The sequence below is a fragment of the Psychrobacter sp. CCUG 69069 genome (assembly GCF_021023115.1).
Classification (GTDB): domain Bacteria; phylum Pseudomonadota; class Gammaproteobacteria; order Pseudomonadales; family Moraxellaceae; genus Psychrobacter; species Psychrobacter namhaensis.
The window spans coordinates 16,290-31,512 of sequence record NZ_QQAI01000023.1 but is presented as its reverse complement, the minus strand read 5'-3'; the positions used below and the strand labels follow the sequence as shown (position 1 = coordinate 31,512).

Genomic DNA, 15,223 nt, shown 5'->3' with positions numbered 1-15,223 from the left:
AACCAAACGAGAATTCAAAAGGGTTTAGGCTATAAATCGCCAAGACAGGTGTGGTTTGATTATTATCGTCAGGCTGCGTAACTAAAATCTCCCAAGTTTAGTTGTACGGATTTGACGGCAGGGGTCACATCCCCTGAGTACGGACTGACTGAAAACCGATGCGACAAATATCCAGCGGTTGCACTCTCGATAAATACTACCGTTAATTCATTATCTGCCAGTAATTTTGCACAACTATCAGGCATAACGGCCTCCTCAGTAAACCAAAAGCCCATTTCACGTGAGTAAAATCATTTTTTATCTAAAAGCACGATGCTTAATTACAGATTATATCGAATGCTTATAATAAAAAGACCGCACAGTATTTAAATGCGGTCTCTTATACTTAAATTTTCTCATATTAGTATAGTGTTGTTTATCTTAATAAGATTACATACACGTTTGAAGATCTAGGTTCAATAGTTGTTTTCGCGACGCCATGTATCTACATCACGCTCAGCATCTTCTTTGGAATGACCGTAGCGCTCTTGGACACGTCCCACGAGTTTATCACGGTCACCTTCAATGTGAGTCAGATCATCATCTGTCAGATCTGCCCATTTTTGTTTTACTGAACCTTTAATTTGGTTCCAATTACCTTTCAAAGTATGTTCATTCATAGTGGTACTCCTTTTCCATTTTTTATAGTCAAACTTTTATAGTTAAAACTGAATAACTCAATTTTATTAAAAATCAGTAAGCGCTATAAAACTTACGCCGACCTCCCTAATATTAGGAAAGGAGGATTGAGCTGTCTGTATAAAGAATGTTTATAGTAGTACTTAACTGCTATGTTAGTTACGCTAACCTTTCAATAACCCTGTTTTTGTTATGAGAAAGCTTTTAACGTACATTTTTTATGTAAAAGTATTTGTCTTTAGCGCAACTCACATTAATGGGCGAAATTCTATAATAAGGAGTTCTTGCACCTCATTACTATAGGCTCTAAAGCTAGGCATACTCATTCATGCCTCTAAAAAAACTTTTTTTAATAAAAATAATAACTTAAAACAAAAAAAATCCGACCACATTAAGTGACCGGATTTTTAGTATTTGGTGGAGATGGCGGGAGTTGAACCCGCGTCCGCCAGCATTACGCTCATGAATCTACATGTTTAGTTTCTGTCTTTAGTTTTAATCCGCACCGATCCGACAGTCAGGATGGATTGGACGATTCTCTACTTTTGAACCCAAGCGATTGAGACAATCCCTTGTGGCGAGCCTACATGCGGACGCTTCAACTTAGTTAACCAACTGTAGGTGATCAGCAACTAAGTAAGCAGGGTTTAAGCTGCTAGAGCGTAAGTTTCGTCGTTTGCGACTATAACAATATATGTTTGATTAACGAGAGGACATACACTCTCGACATGCATCATTGAGTTTCATCACCAGCGTCGAAGCCAGAACATCCCCAATAAGGTTGACTATTATATAGGACTTATAGGCTAGATTTCAACCTATAAGACAGTGGCATTACATTAAGTTACAGCTTAATTGTCTCAGCCAATACCTTATTTAACCATTGCCCGATATTTTGAATCTGCGGCATACAAACCTGATGCGCCATCGGATAAGTATTGTATTCGACACCATAGTCTTTTTTCGTTAGTAGCTGATGCGCCTGCTCGCCCAAAACCACAGGAACGACTGGGTCGTGAGTACCATGCTCAATGAGAATCGGCATGTTTTTATTAGCAGTGCTATAGTCGATGTTGTCATTGGTCGCCAAGTACGTAGAAAGCGCCATCAACCCAGCCAAGCGCTCAGGGTAGCCCAATGCCACGTGATACGCCACTGCCCCGCCTTGCGAAAATCCTGCAACAACAATGTGTTCAGGGCTGACACCGCGCTCAACCTCGCGACGAATTAAATCCTGTATTTGCTGAGACGACTCTTCAATCTGAGCAGTATCGACTTTGCGCTCTAGGCTCATCTCTAAGATATCGTACCAAGCTGGCATCACCATGCCACCATTTACCGTTACGGCACGCTTAGGGGCATGCGGAAAAATAAAGCGGACGGCCATATCATCAGTCAAGCCTAGCTGCGGTACCACAGGCTCAAAGTCATGACCACTAGCCCCCAAACCATGAAGCCAGATGACGGCTCTATCTATCGGCTTTTGTGATGGGTTATGCTCAACAACGACCGTGTCTAAATAATTACTCATACTCTTTAGATTCCTTTAAATAAGAACGTTACGTACAACCGAATTTTATTTTCAATGAAGCGGATTTTTTGCCGCATATTTTAGTTTTTTATAGTAATGCTGGTTATTCTACCGCTTTTAAGCCAAACCATCCGTCAAAAATCATTCACTCACAACCTTAATTTTCAGCCATTTGTCATATTTTGTTAGGATGAAGAAAAAACTGAAAACATTTTTTAGGCTACGCTCACTTAATAGGCAGATACATAGTGCTTTGAACACTGTATGACGCCTTATGATGATTTTTCAATGTTCATAGACAAACAAGCTTAAAAAAACGATTTGTCATGAACTGTCTACTACCTTAAAAGCAGGCAGTTACTGAGGCACATTGTTAAACCAACGGAGGTTTATCGACTCAATTATCCCTCTCTGGAACAGTCGCAAAAAAGGAAACAGCCACAAAAAAGCCCCTTGTTATTCCTAATGACCGCTAATTAGGAAAACAAAGGGCCAACAGCACAAAAAAAACCGTCTAAACGATCGCCTGTACCGGCTGTTTTACGTCAGCGTTTTGACCTCGATGGCGCAGATAGTGATCGAGCAACACAATCGCTAGCATGGCTTCAGCAATGGGCGTTGCCCGTACACCAACGCACGGGTCGTGACGACCTTTAGTCAGCATATCAATCGCCTCACCTTGAGTATTGATACTCTTGCCAGCCGTGGTGATACTTGATGTGGGCTTAAGGGCAATACTGACTCGAATATCTTGGCCTGACGAGATGCCGCCCAAGATACCGCCAGCGTGATTGGCCGTGAAGCCGTCTGGCGTCATCTCATCACGAGAACGATGACCAAACTGCCCGGCGACCGCCATACCATCGCCAATCTCGACCCCTTTGACGGCATTGATACTCATCATGGCATGGGCAATATCCGCATCCAAACGATCAAACACTGGCTCACCAAGCCCGACTGGCACGCCACTGGCAATCACTTCAAGACGAGCACCGCAACTGGTCCCTTCACGGCGTAGGTTATCTATCAGTGCCTCAAAACGGCCAATGGCTGCTTTATCCGCACAGAAAAACGGATTGCTATTCACAAATTCCCAATCAATTTGGCTGGGGTCTAAGACGTTACTGTATTCATTCCCGATTTGGGTGACATGACCACGGACTTGAACCCCCAAACGATCTTGTAGATATTTCTTAGCGATCGCACCAGCCGCGACCCGCATCGCCGTCTCACGTGCTGATGAGCGTCCACCACCACGGTAATCACGGAAGCCATATTTCATACTATAAGTATAATCAGCATGACCCGGACGAAAAGTATCTTTGATCTCACTATAGTCTTTTGACTTTTGATTGGTATTACGAATCAATAGACCAATAGAGGTGCCTGTTGTTTTGCCTTCAAACACACCAGAGATAATCTCAACTTCATCAGACTCACGGCGCTGGGTTGAGTACTTTGAGGTGCCCGGTTTGCGGCGATCCAAATCTACTTGTAGATCCTCTTCAGACAATACTAAGCCTGGTGGCACGCCATCGACGATTGCCATCAGACCTGCTCCATGCGACTCACCACAAGTGGTCACCGTAAAAACCTGACCGATACTGTTGCCTGCCATATTTATCCTTAAACAAGTAAACGCGACTGCTGTCTATTTGACCAATTATTTATCGTGTGGAGTGTTTACTGCCACAGTTTATCGACTACGTACCCATGACTACTGAATGCTATCTAATAATTGCACATAAGCGGCAAACAGCTGACGATGTGCCATTAACTCATCATAAGTAATAGCAAAAACCCCATGACCACCGTGAGCGAACTTTAGCCAATCGAACTGAATTTCAGGATACGCTTGTTTTAAGGCCCATTCACTATCGCCCACTTCACAAATCAATAAGCCTTCTGGGCTTAGATACTCTGGCGCTTCAAATAAGATGCGATGCACCAAATCTAACCCGTCTTGACCCGCTGCTAATGCGTGCTCAGGCTCGTATAAAAACTCAGGTGGTAGGTCTGCCATGATGGCCGCATCGACATACGGTGGATTAGTCACGATCAGCTCATACTGGTTTTCAGTAGGAATTTTAGCGAACAGATCTGACTCAATGACATTCACTTGATGACCAAGATCATGATGGTCGACGTTAACCATAGCTACTTCTAGTGCGCCTTTATCAATATCAACGGCATCTACCAAAGCATCGACGAAGCGCGTGGCAAGGGCAATAGCAATACAACCTGAGCCGGTACATAAATCTAAAATGCGTTCAGGCTGCGACAGTTGCTTGACGTCTAAACCATGATCGTAAAATACAGCGGTCTGCTCGTTGACACTAAGCCCAAGCGGCTTGGCCAGCTCATTAACCTCAAAATACGGATGAAACTGCTGACGTATCAATTCTGCAATAGGTGAGCGTGGAATTAACACCCGCTCATCAACATAAAAAGGCAAATCACAAAAGTAGGATAAGTTAATTAAATAACTGAGTGGTTTACGCTCAGCGATACGCTCTTCTAACAAGCTCAGTACCAACTGCTTCTCTGATGTGGTCAGGCGACAGTCCAAAATCTGCTCATTCGCTGACCAATCTAAAGAGAGGGAATGCAAAACGATCGCGGCGGCTTCAGCAAACTCATCCGTCGTGCCTTGAGCAACAACCACATCATAGTTACGCAGCTGAGTGACTGAAAAACGAATAAAGTCACGAATACTGACTAGCTGCTCACGTGCTTCTTCCAGCTCTGCATGCAGGTTGGCAAATTGGTCGTCCTCACCGAGAAGCCCAGTTTCCAAATCATACTCCATCGTATTGTCTAAACCCTTAGCCTCATTGTCGTTAAAGTACTGGTTTTGAAACTCTTCTGCGCTCATTGTTTGGTCTTCTGACATATCGCACCTTGCTGATTGCATGTTCACTGACTACATGCGGATGGGTTAAACCGCTTTTTGTAAAAAGCCGATCTATTAAATAAAAATCTCGTCATACATTATAGACACAAACACTAAGTAGCGCCAATATTTGCACACGTACTGGCATTTGCTTTTATAAAGATAGCGGTAATAGTCCAGCATTACCCTATACACACTCTCGCTCAGTTATTACCCAACTGTAGTGAATACGTCAACGGTTGACGTTTAGCAAGCCTTAACCGAAAAAAGATGTGTCGAAAGTTTGCGAAGCAACCGAATTATGCGCATAATAGCCGCATTAATAGCAACCACAAGTGATTCAACATGATGAAAATAAAGCCTATTATTACTGCTATATCTATTGCTGTCGCTAGTGCCAGTGTTAGTGCGCTCGCCGCACCTGCTGATAGTACTCGCACATTGCCAGTACGCACCGCTGACTCACTGCCTAGTATTGCCAAAAAAGTGAGCCTCAATGTACAAGAAACTCGCAGCACCTCACTAGACAGCCGCGCCCCTACAGCAGCTCAGCCCAAGCCAACTAACGATAAGCCTGCTAATAGTAAGCCAGCTAACAATAAGGCAGACCCTAAAGCCGCTGACAGTATGACGCAACTCATCGATTCAAAGAATAAGTCAGCCGCCTCTGTGATCTCAGAAGATCCAGCGGAACCAAACTCGACCACTGCCGATAATATGAGCGCAGCAGAGCTGACACTTAAAGATGAGCAGTCTGACAGCACGGACGATATTAGCGAAGGTCAAGCCGTTGCCGCGCCAAGTGACATCTCATCTATTGATTCATCTGATCCGCTGGCGTTTGAATTGCCTGAGAGTGAAAAACGTCAAGATTTCAGTGATGACCCTACCATCAAAAACATCGAAGATAAAGATGGTAAAAGATACACCACCCTGAACTTGTCAAACTACGCCAAACAAGTAAATGAGGCTGTCTGGTCCCCTAACATGAAAGTCAACTCAGCAATGACCATTAAAATGCAGGCTTTGCTCGATTGGAACCACGCCTCTCCAGGTCCTATCGATGGTGGCTGGGGTATGAACAGCAAAAAAGCCCTTATCAACTTCCAAACCATGAAAGGCTTGCCAGCAACGGGCAAAATGGATCAAAAAACGTGGAATGCGCTGATCAAAAACATTCCTGCCAACAAACCTGTGCTCGTAACTTATACGCTAACTGAAGATGATATCAACACCAACTTTGCGTCCACGCCTTCTGGATCAGAAGCCAAGTCAAAAATGAAAGGTCTGTACTACCAAGACATCAAAGAAATGCTTGGTGAGCGCTTTCATATGGATGTACGCTATCTAGATAAGCTAAATAAGAGCAAAGAGTATAAAGCTGGCGAAACCATCACCGTCCTTAATACACGCGGTCCACTTAACCAGCGCATCAACCGCGTGGTTGCCAACAAAGCGGACAAAACATTGTACGCGTATAATGGCAATCAACTGGTCGCGACTTACCCAACGACTGTGGGCAGTGATGCCACCCCTTCCCCACAAGGGACGTTTAAAATCATCAATAAAGTAAAAATGCCTTGGTATAAAGCGACAGTCGGTGAAGGCACGCAGAAAAAAGTTCACATGCTACCACCAGGGCCAAACAATCCTGTCGGCGTTGTATGGATGGGCTTATCTAAACCTTCTTATGGATTACATGGCTCCCCAAAACCTGAAGGCATCAGTCGCCAAGCATCAGCAGGTTGTGTGCGTTTGACCAACTGGGATGTGTTAGAAGTTTATGCCAATATCGAAAATGGTGCGACCGTTGAGCTCAAATAATTAGCCACGGTAATATCAAAAAAGACCTCTACATCGAGGTCTTTTTTTATGCGTATTGGTTTTACGTCTACCTAATAGATTGTGTGGGTGCAACTCACAATCTCCGCTCAAACTTAAGCTTTATAACCTTCTTCATTGCCCGTAATACTACCGACTTTTTTGGTAAAAAACATGCCTGCTGGGATGGAGACCAAAATACCCAATAATACCGCTATTTGAATATGAGGAATTTCATTAAAGCCTGTGATTAACGCGCCAATGATAAAAACGCCAATGGTGACTGTTGCGGCTATTGAATAGATGACAGAGAATAATGGCCAGTTCATAAGTTATTCCTCATTTTAATTGTGGATATACTACCTTATACACCAATCCCACATAAAAAGTAAGTATTTATTTTAAACCTTTAGGCCAGTTATATCAGGTGACGAAGTATGAAAACCCTGTTATGATTAAGGTTTTTATATTAGTCCTTCTACCCCTTAAGTATCGTCTTTCAACTGTCTCCAATTACCTCCTCTTTTCTTCTGATGTGTCGCAAAAAACCCCTATACCTTTAGCTATTTATCATTACAATAATGACTTTCTGTTAACTCTTAAGAAAGCTACCTTTTATGACCTTACCTGAAGAAAACCCATCTAATGAGCCGGTGACACCAAACAACTCAGCGGAGACTGGCCACCATGCTACTGAACCAGAGGCTGGAACTCAGACTACGCCTGATGCCCCTACACTAGATGCGGCGGTAAGTCATGACAAAACAGAGGAGCTTGATCAAGATATACCCTGTGCACAAATGCCTGATGCACAAGTCAAGGTAGAGTCGCTTGCGCCTGATGTGGTAGTCGCCACATTAGAGCCGTCTGAGGCTGAGTCACCGTCAACCGCTGAAGACTCGCCAGCTATAGGGGAAAAATCACGGACAAAATCAGAGTCAGATTTTTTTCAATCAGACTCTGCGGACTCAACAGCAAAGCCCTCTCAAGACAGCGGGGAAGTATCCGTTGAAGCAGAAGCTGCTCACCCTGCCACTGCCCAAGAGACCTCTATCCAAAAGACCTCTATAGAAAAAATGGATGGTCAATCAGCGGACACATCCACTTGCTCCCATGTTCCTACAACAAAAACACTAGCCTCTACTCATCAACAAAAAACCGAAGATGGAACCAAAGACGATCACAAAAATGGGAATCCGGACAATCAAAAGCATCAGGATAGTGACGATATAGAGAGTACCAACAAGCACAGCGAACAGGAAAGTGACGAAGAGGAAGAAGTCAAAGAAGAGAAAGAAGCCAAACTTGAGTCTTATAAGCAGTTTGTCGCTGAACAATTTAGCAACCAAAAGGTAGATTATCCAGAGGTGCGAGTCAAGATTGAAGCAAGCGCCCTGCCTAGCAGAATGTACTTTATCATGAATACGCTCTCCGCCATTATCGCCAGTTATGGGCTGGTGACCAACTCAGCTGCTGTGGTCATTGGCGCTATGCTGGTGGCGATGATGCTGGGTCCTATCACTGGAGTCGCACTAGCAATTATTGACCATCGCATGCCGCTGCTACGCAAATCACTTATTACGGTGGTTGTTGGCGTGTCATTGGTGGTACTGGTCGGTTTTGTAGTTGGCTGGCTCCACAAAGATCAGCCATTGACCGCAGAGATATTGTCGCGCACTCAGCCAACTTCCATGGATTTAATGATCGCGTTAGCTGGAGGCACGGCTGGTGCCTATGCGATGGTGTCTCCGCACCTCTCGGTCGCCGTTGTAGGCGTAGCCGTCGCCACCGCTTTGGTGCCACCTCTTGCTGCTAGTGGCGTTTTATTTGCCAATGGCGAGATGCAGCTTGGGTTTGGCGCGCTTTTATTAGCCGCCACCAACATTATTGCCATTCAATTTACCAATGCCCTTGTCTTATGGGTATTGGGCTTTCGCCGATTGGTTGATGATGACTATAAATCCAATACTTATCTGACTTTTTTGCAGCGCAATGCGGTGACTTTATTGCTGCTGGGCGGCTTGGGCGCGTATCTGACTATCAACCTACAGACCAATGCCAAGCAGCAAGTGTTTGAGAGTAGCGTAAAAGAAGCCATCAACAGCTACTTTATCGATAAGGGTAACGTACTAACCAACACTCAATTCGACACCTCAGAAAACAACAAAGTCGTACGAGCGGTCATTCGCGGAGAGACGCTGCCAAGCTCATACGATGTCCGCCAAATTGAAACCATCATTACCCAAGATATGGTCGAAAACTTCCCCGAATATTTGCCGATCAAACTCCAATTGCGTTATCTACCAGTACAAGTCATTGAGTCCAACCCATTGGTACAAGATAAACTAGATAAGACCGATGCGGCGATTTTGACCAATTAACATTATATCCTGTAAAGTGAGCGGCAGTAGGTAGTCACAGAATAACCTAGCAGTTGTAACTCTTATACCAAGAGCTTGGGCGTTTGTGCTAAAATCGCATGCAAAATTATTTTTCTCAATTCTATCCGTCAGTAAGGAGCCGCTGTGAGCCAGCCATTTCGCTCAGCCGATATTCGCCAAGCTTTTATCGATTTTTTTATAAGCAAGCAGCACACCCAAGTCCCATCGTCTAGTTTGATTCCGCATAATGACCCGACGTTGCTGTTTACCAATGCCGGTATGAATCAGTTTAAAGAGACATTTTTGGGCATGGAGCCACGCGACTATACACGTGCCGTGACGTCACAAAAATGCGTTCGTGCTGGCGGCAAACACAATGATTTGGACAATGTCGGTTATACCGCGCGTCATCATACGTTTTTTGAGATGCTCGGTAACTTCTCGTTTGGCGACTACTTTAAACAAGCAGGTATTGAGTATATCTGGGAGTTTTTGACATCGACTGAGTGGCTGGCGATTGATAAAGATCGTCTCTATGTCACCATTTATGAAACCGATGATGAAGCCTTTGAGATTTGGAATAAAAACATTGGCATTCCAAGTGAGCGCATCATTCGTATTGGTGATAATAAAGGCGCGCCTTACGCGTCAGATAACTTTTGGACCATGGGCGACACGGGTCCTTGTGGGCCTTGTACCGAAGTCTTTTATGATCACGGCGCCGATATCGAAGGCGGCCTACCAGGTACGCCAGAAGAAGATGGCGATCGCTACATTGAGATTTGGAACTGTGTGTTTATGCAGTTCAATCGTCAAAAAGACGGCACGCTATTGCCACTTCCTGCGCCAAGTGTCGATACCGGCATGGGGCTTGAGCGTATTAGTGCCATCATGCAAGGCGTCCACGGCAACTACGAAATCGACTTATTTGTCCATTTAATGGATGCGGCGGCTGAGATTTTAGAGATTAAAAACGAACAACAGTCATCGCTAAAAGTCATCGCCGATCACATTCGTGCTGTGGCATTTTTGATTGCTGATGGCGTGACACCAAGTAATGAAGGTCGCGGCTATGTATTGCGCCGTGTGATCCGTCGCGCGGTACGTCATGGCAACAAACTTGGCGCCGATAGTGAATTTTTCTATAAGATGGTTGCCCCACTCGTGGCTGAAATGGGCAGTGCCTATCCTGAGCTAAAAGACAAGCAAAGCGCTATCGAAAACGCCATTCAAAAAGAAGAAGCACAGTTTGCTAAAACATTGGCACAAGGTCTACGTTTGCTTGCCAGCGAGCTTGAAGGCTTACAAGATGGCGATACGCTGTCTGGTGAAGCGGCATTCAAACTGTACGACACCTACGGCTTCCCGCTTGATTTGACCGCCGATATCACTCGTGAGCGCGGTATTGCGATTGATGAAGCGGAATTTGATGAACACATGCAAGCACAACGTGAGCGTGCTCGTGATGCGGGCAAGTTTGATGTTGATTATAGTAGCGTCATCCAAGTTGAGACGCCAACGACCTTTGTGGGCTATGAGCAGCTTGAAGAAGACGGCGTGACCATTGACGCGCTTTACCAAGATGGCAATCCGGCAGACAGCTTAACCGAAGGTATGGAAGGCGTTGTGGTATTGGATCGTACCCCATTTTATGCTGAAGGTGGTGGTCAAGTTGGTGAGCTGGGCGAAATTCGCACCGCAACTGGTGTCTTTGAGGTTCAAGATACCAAGAAATCTGGTCAGGCCATTATCCATTATGGTGTCGTTACCATGGGTGACATCAGCACCAAACAAACCGCGGACGCTCAAGTGCTCTCTAGCATCCGTGCAGCAAGCGCCAAAAACCACTCTGCCACTCACCTACTGCATGCAGCGTTGAGAGAAGTGTTGGGAGAGGAAGTCACGCAAAAAGGCTCACTGGTCTCAAGCGACGTGCTACGTTTTGACTTCTCCTATGACAAACCAGTCAGTGCCGCTGAGATCACGCGGATAGAGCGCTTGGTCAATGAGCAAATCCAAGCCAATACCCCTGCTCGTATCGAGCACATGTCTATCGATGAAGCGATGAAACAAGGGGCGATGGCGCTGTTTGGCGAAAAATACGGCAATGAGGTACGCGTACTCACCATGGGTACAGACAGCATCGTGGACGGGCAGCGCAAGCCTTTTTCTATCGAGCTGTGCGGCGGCCTACATGTTCAGCGCACGGGTGACATTGGCGTCTTAAAAATTACTAGCGAATCAGGGATTGCTGCGGGTATTCGCCGTATTGAAGCCGTCACTGGCATGAATGCGATTAAAAACATTCAGCAAAGCGAACAACAACTGAGCGAATTGGCCAGTCAGCTAAAAGTGAAACGTCCAGAAGTGGCGCAGCGTGTGCGCACCATGGCCGACAAGCAGCGCGACCTAGAAAAACAACTGGAACGTTTAGAGCAAAAAATGGCCAGTGCTCAAGCTGCAAGCTTGCTCGATGACGTTCAAACCATCGCAGGCACACCCGTTCTGATCAGCACGCTACGTGACATCGATGGCAAATCTATCCGTACATTGATGGATGACATCAAATCCAAACTGCCAGACAGCGTTATCGTGCTGATTGGCGATAAAGACGAGCAGTTGGCCCTAGCAGCCAGTGTGGCTAAGTCTGTCACTGCGCAAGTAAAAGCCGGTGATATCATTCGTCATTTGGCAAGTGAGCTTGGGGGTAAAGGTGGCGGCAAACCTGACTATGCACAAGGCGGCGCACCAAAGTCTAGCAACAGCACAGCCGTTATTGATGCACTCCCTGCTTGGATTGAAAGCCAACTTGGCTAAGCCATCAACCCAGTACTATGTGCTTTATCCCCCTCCATGCGCGATTGGTTATAACCACTATAACCAATCGCCATACATCTAAGCCACACTGACACTTAACGTTGTGACGCAGATATGATATAAAGGTCAACGTTTGAACACATTGTTCATTTATTGAGTTTAAACCACGAACATTGAATAAATAAAAGACATAGGGCGCAACTCTTATAATACGGCCTTAACTATGGAAGCATTGATTGAGAGTCACATTGGCGCTCATCAATGACAATAAAAGGTCATTAATGAATAACAGGTAGGTTTTTATGGCGTTAATAGTACAGAAATACGGCGGCACCTCGATGGGCAGTATCGACCGCATCAAAAACGTCGCCAAACGAGTCAAACGCTGGCATGACAATGGTCATCAAGTGGTCGTTGTGGTATCTGCCATGAGTGGTGAAACCAACCGTCTGATCGATCTGGCACGCCAAATTAGCACTCAGCCTGATCCTCGTGAATATGACCAAATGGTCTCAACAGGTGAGCAAGTCTCTATCTCCTTACTAGCCATGGCAATCAAAGAGCTTGGCATTGGTGCCCGCTCATTTACTGGTCGTCAAGTCGCTATTAAAACGGACAATGCCCATAATAAAGCGCGTATCGAAAGCATTGACGATAAGAACATACGTGAACAGCTAGAGGCAGGCAATGTCGTCATCGTGGCAGGCTTTCAAGGCATTGACGATGAAGGCAATGCAACCACGTTAGGACGTGGCGGCTCTGACACCACTGGGGTCGCTATTGCCGCGGCATTGGGTGCTGATGAATGTCAAATCTACACGGATGTCGATGGGGTTTATACCACTGACCCTCGCGTCACCTCAAAAGCCAAAAAGCTTGAAAAAATCACCTTTGAAGAAATGCTTGAGATGGCAAGCCTTGGCTCTAAGATTCTACAGATTCGCTCAGTAGAGTTCGCTGGTAAATATGGTGTGCCTTTGCGTGTACTATCTAGCTTTGATGAAAATACCGATGGCAGCTTTGACCAAGAGTTTCAAGACAACGTTGGCACCCTAATTACGATAGACGAAGGAGACAGTATGGAACAGGCAATCATCTCAGGTATCGCGTTTAACCGAGACGAAGCAAAAATTTTAGTACGCGGTGTACCCGATCATCCTGGTATCGCCTCTGCTATCTTAAGCCCGATTGGCCGCGCCAATATCGAAATCGATATGATTGTACAAAATCTTTCGGACAACGGTACAACCGACTTCACGTTCACTGTCAACCGCACGGACTTGGACAAGACCTTAAAAGTACTTAACGAAGAAGTCAAAGACGAGATTGGTGCGAAAGAAATCCTAGGCAACAGCGAAGTCGTCAAGGTCTCCTTGGTGGGCGTTGGCATGCGTTCACACGCTGGTGTCGCTAGTCTCATGTTCCAGACGCTCGCTGAAAACAACATCAATATCCAAATGATATCGACCAGCGAAATCAAAGTGTCTGTTCTCATTCAAGATCAGCACCTAGAAAAAGCCGTTAAATCGTTACATACGGCCTTTGGTCTTGACCGTGAAGATGGGGAAAGCAAAATCGCTGGGTTATAAAACTCCCAAAATCATTGAAGTATAGATTTAGCAGTTACGGTTATCAATTAATTGGCTACTCATTACTTTCAATAATAGTTTAATCAAATAGGGTCTTTTTAGATCCTATTTTTCTTTTTTATTATTGCTAGGATAATTGTTTACCTAAGAGTTTTGTGAAAAACCGTGACAGTATCTGTTATGCCCCCTATAATGGGGCTTTCATTTGGGCTAAATGAATCTACCTATCATTGCCGCTATAGCACAACGTTAAGTATTATGGTTATTATTAATACATTGCCTATCTAGTGCTGCGGTGATGTCCTGCAATTGAGAAGTAATCTGATGAGTAATAATTTTTTGATGCGACATAAGGAGTGTGACGCATGTTAATTTTGACACGCCGCGTGGGCGAAACGCTAATGATTGGTGATGAGGTCAGTGTCACTGTCCTAGGTGTTAAAGGCAATCAAGTACGGATTGGTGTGAATGCACCTAAAGATATCGCTGTACATCGCGAAGAAATTTATCAACGTATTCAGCATGAGCGTACTGTACAGTCGCAAATGCAGCATCTAGAGCAAGGCAGTTTTGCGCCTTCATTTGATGATGAAGACTACTTTAATCGCTAAGCTAAGATATCTAACGCTTAACTATCAATAATCATTGAGCACACATAAGCATTGTATTTTCATAAGTACGGTATTTTTGCTTTTGAATCTGCTCTGAGGTCATTTATTTATGAGTATCCGCCAATCAGATGTATCGGCTCTACTTAATGGTTTGAATAAAAAAGCCATTGGATTCAATGATGTCATCAGCTTTATTGATGATTTTTATCGTTATGCACCTGCCCCTTTTGTGAACGGAATGGTACATAATGCAGCCGGCGAAAACGAAGGTAGTGCGAAGATTTTTGGTTTTGCCAAGCACCATGGTCTTAATCAGTTAGACACGCTAAAACTATTCGGCGAACATTATGCCAAAGTGTTAGCGACGCCTAACAGTACAGATCATGCCAATATTCGCAATTTTTTACATTGGGGCTGGCAAGGGTTTTTGATGCAAAAGAACCCACTAACGGTTCGTCCTAGTGTTGATACAACAGCGCTGTAGCTGTTTATGAATTGAATACATCATTTATCGAGCAACAAAAAAGCCACGCTAACTAGCGTGGCTTTTTTATGGATGCTTGTTACCAACAATCGAAATTATTTGTCACGGAACTTAACCGGTTGCACGGCGCCTTTAGGATTTGGCATATTGGGATAATGGTGCTCATGCTCGACATCGCATTCAGCGCCAACGACAGACCCGTCTTCTTTGACTGGCTTATGAATGTAGCCAGTACGCTCGGCTGGCGGCAGGTGTTCATGCTCCCACACCATGACTGCTTGCATACAGGTTTCGCGCTGCTCAGCGGTTAACTTGCGGCCATCAGGCCATTTTCCGAGTTCAATCGCCATACGAAACTTATCAACCACTTCTGGCGTTAAACTGGTTAATATTGTTTGTTTGTCCATCCTATCTACTC

At 44.9% G+C, this 15,223-nt stretch carries 12 protein-coding genes, 1 other RNA gene and 1 pseudogene; 6 read left to right on the top strand and 8 right to left on the bottom strand.

Annotated features, from left to right (window positions below; all coding sequences use genetic code 11):
• Positions 1–68 precede the first annotated feature (68 nt).
• From DVY93_RS11600 to prmB, 6 genes are all read right to left on the bottom strand, one after another.
• Positions 69–245: a hypothetical protein gene (locus DVY93_RS11600; protein WP_230710909.1), complete on the bottom strand. Its 177-nt coding sequence runs from the start codon at positions 243–245 to the stop codon at positions 69–71.
• A 210-nt stretch (positions 246–455) separates the two neighbouring features.
• Positions 456–659 carry a CsbD family protein gene (locus tag DVY93_RS11595; RefSeq protein WP_193005722.1) on the bottom strand — a complete coding sequence of 68 codons (204 nt, stop codon included), beginning with the start codon at positions 657–659 and terminating at the stop codon, positions 456–458.
• A 434-nt stretch (positions 660–1,093) separates the two neighbouring features.
• Positions 1,094–1,452, bottom strand: a transfer-messenger RNA (tmRNA) gene (gene ssrA, locus DVY93_RS11590).
• Positions 1,453–1,522: 70 nt separating this feature from the next.
• Positions 1,523–2,209 carry an alpha/beta hydrolase gene (locus DVY93_RS11585; protein ID WP_230710907.1) on the bottom strand — a complete coding sequence of 229 codons (687 nt, stop codon included), beginning with the start codon at positions 2,207–2,209 and terminating at the stop codon, positions 1,523–1,525.
• Between the two features lie 514 nt (positions 2,210–2,723).
• Positions 2,724–3,827: a chorismate synthase gene (aroC, locus tag DVY93_RS11580; protein WP_230710905.1), complete on the bottom strand. Its 1,104-nt coding sequence runs from the start codon at positions 3,825–3,827 to the stop codon at positions 2,724–2,726.
• A 99-nt stretch (positions 3,828–3,926) separates the two neighbouring features.
• Positions 3,927–5,102 (bottom strand): 50S ribosomal protein L3 N(5)-glutamine methyltransferase, encoded by a 1,176-nt coding sequence (gene prmB, locus DVY93_RS11575; protein ID WP_230710903.1) that lies wholly within the window; start codon positions 5,100–5,102, stop codon positions 3,927–3,929.
• A gap of 345 nt (positions 5,103–5,447) precedes the next feature.
• On the opposite strand from prmB, the gene DVY93_RS11570 reads away from it, so the two are divergent.
• Positions 5,448–6,926, top strand: a complete 1,479-nt coding sequence (locus DVY93_RS11570) for a L,D-transpeptidase family protein (RefSeq protein WP_230710901.1) — start codon at positions 5,448–5,450, stop codon at positions 6,924–6,926.
• Positions 6,927–7,039: 113 nt separating this feature from the next.
• Here DVY93_RS11570 and DVY93_RS11565 read toward each other — a convergent pair whose 3' ends face one another.
• A complete protein-coding gene (locus DVY93_RS11565; RefSeq protein WP_193005717.1) occupies positions 7,040–7,252 on the bottom strand; it encodes a hypothetical protein in 213 nt (70 codons plus the stop codon).
• A gap of 288 nt (positions 7,253–7,540) precedes the next feature.
• Here DVY93_RS11565 and DVY93_RS11560 point away from each other — a divergent pair, with 288 nt between their 5' ends.
• The 5 genes and pseudogenes from DVY93_RS11560 (at position 7,541) to DVY93_RS11540 (ending at position 14,805) form a co-directional block, all read left to right on the top strand.
• Positions 7,541–9,304 (top strand): TIGR00341 family protein, encoded by a 1,764-nt coding sequence (locus DVY93_RS11560; RefSeq protein WP_230710899.1) that lies wholly within the window; start codon positions 7,541–7,543, stop codon positions 9,302–9,304.
• Between the two features lie 144 nt (positions 9,305–9,448).
• A complete protein-coding gene (gene alaS, locus DVY93_RS11555) occupies positions 9,449–12,121 on the top strand; it encodes an alanine--tRNA ligase (protein WP_230710897.1) in 2,673 nt (890 codons plus the stop codon).
• A gap of 302 nt (positions 12,122–12,423) precedes the next feature.
• Positions 12,424–13,710, top strand: a complete 1,287-nt coding sequence (locus DVY93_RS11550; protein ID WP_193005715.1) for an aspartate kinase — start codon at positions 12,424–12,426, stop codon at positions 13,708–13,710.
• A gap of 365 nt (positions 13,711–14,075) precedes the next feature.
• Positions 14,076–14,243: pseudogene (gene csrA / locus DVY93_RS11545) on the top strand (carbon storage regulator CsrA); the annotation flags it as partial.
• Between the two features lie 187 nt (positions 14,244–14,430).
• A complete protein-coding gene (locus tag DVY93_RS11540; protein ID WP_230710895.1) occupies positions 14,431–14,805 on the top strand; it encodes a HopJ type III effector protein in 375 nt (124 codons plus the stop codon).
• Positions 14,806–14,900: 95 nt separating this feature from the next.
• Here the strand turns inward: DVY93_RS11540 and DVY93_RS11535 are convergent, their stop codons facing one another.
• Complete coding sequence (locus DVY93_RS11535) at positions 14,901–15,212, bottom strand: YeaC family protein (RefSeq protein WP_230710894.1); 312 nt, start codon at positions 15,210–15,212, stop codon at positions 14,901–14,903.
• Positions 15,213–15,223 lie beyond the last annotated feature (11 nt).

Coding starts and splice junctions, on each gene's coding strand:
- DVY93_RS11600 (WP_230710909.1), bottom strand. CDS start 245: ATGCCTGATAGTTGTGCAAAATTACTGGCAGATAATGAATTAACGGTA.
- DVY93_RS11595 (WP_193005722.1), bottom strand. CDS start 659: ATGAATGAACATACTTTGAAAGGTAATTGGAACCAAATTAAAGGTTCA.
- DVY93_RS11585 (WP_230710907.1), bottom strand. CDS start 2,209: ATGAGTAATTATTTAGACACGGTCGTTGTTGAGCATAACCCATCACAA.
- aroC (WP_230710905.1), bottom strand. CDS start 3,827: ATGGCAGGCAACAGTATCGGTCAGGTTTTTACGGTGACCACTTGTGGT.
- prmB (WP_230710903.1), bottom strand. CDS start 5,102: ATGTCAGAAGACCAAACAATGAGCGCAGAAGAGTTTCAAAACCAGTAC.
- DVY93_RS11570 (WP_230710901.1), top strand. CDS start 5,448: ATGATGAAAATAAAGCCTATTATTACTGCTATATCTATTGCTGTCGCT.
- DVY93_RS11565 (WP_193005717.1), bottom strand. CDS start 7,252: ATGAACTGGCCATTATTCTCTGTCATCTATTCAATAGCCGCAACAGTC.
- DVY93_RS11560 (WP_230710899.1), top strand. CDS start 7,541: ATGACCTTACCTGAAGAAAACCCATCTAATGAGCCGGTGACACCAAAC.
- DVY93_RS11550 (WP_193005715.1), top strand. CDS start 12,424: ATGGCGTTAATAGTACAGAAATACGGCGGCACCTCGATGGGCAGTATC.
- DVY93_RS11540 (WP_230710895.1), top strand. CDS start 14,431: ATGAGTATCCGCCAATCAGATGTATCGGCTCTACTTAATGGTTTGAAT.
- DVY93_RS11535 (WP_230710894.1), bottom strand. CDS start 15,212: ATGGACAAACAAACAATATTAACCAGTTTAACGCCAGAAGTGGTTGAT.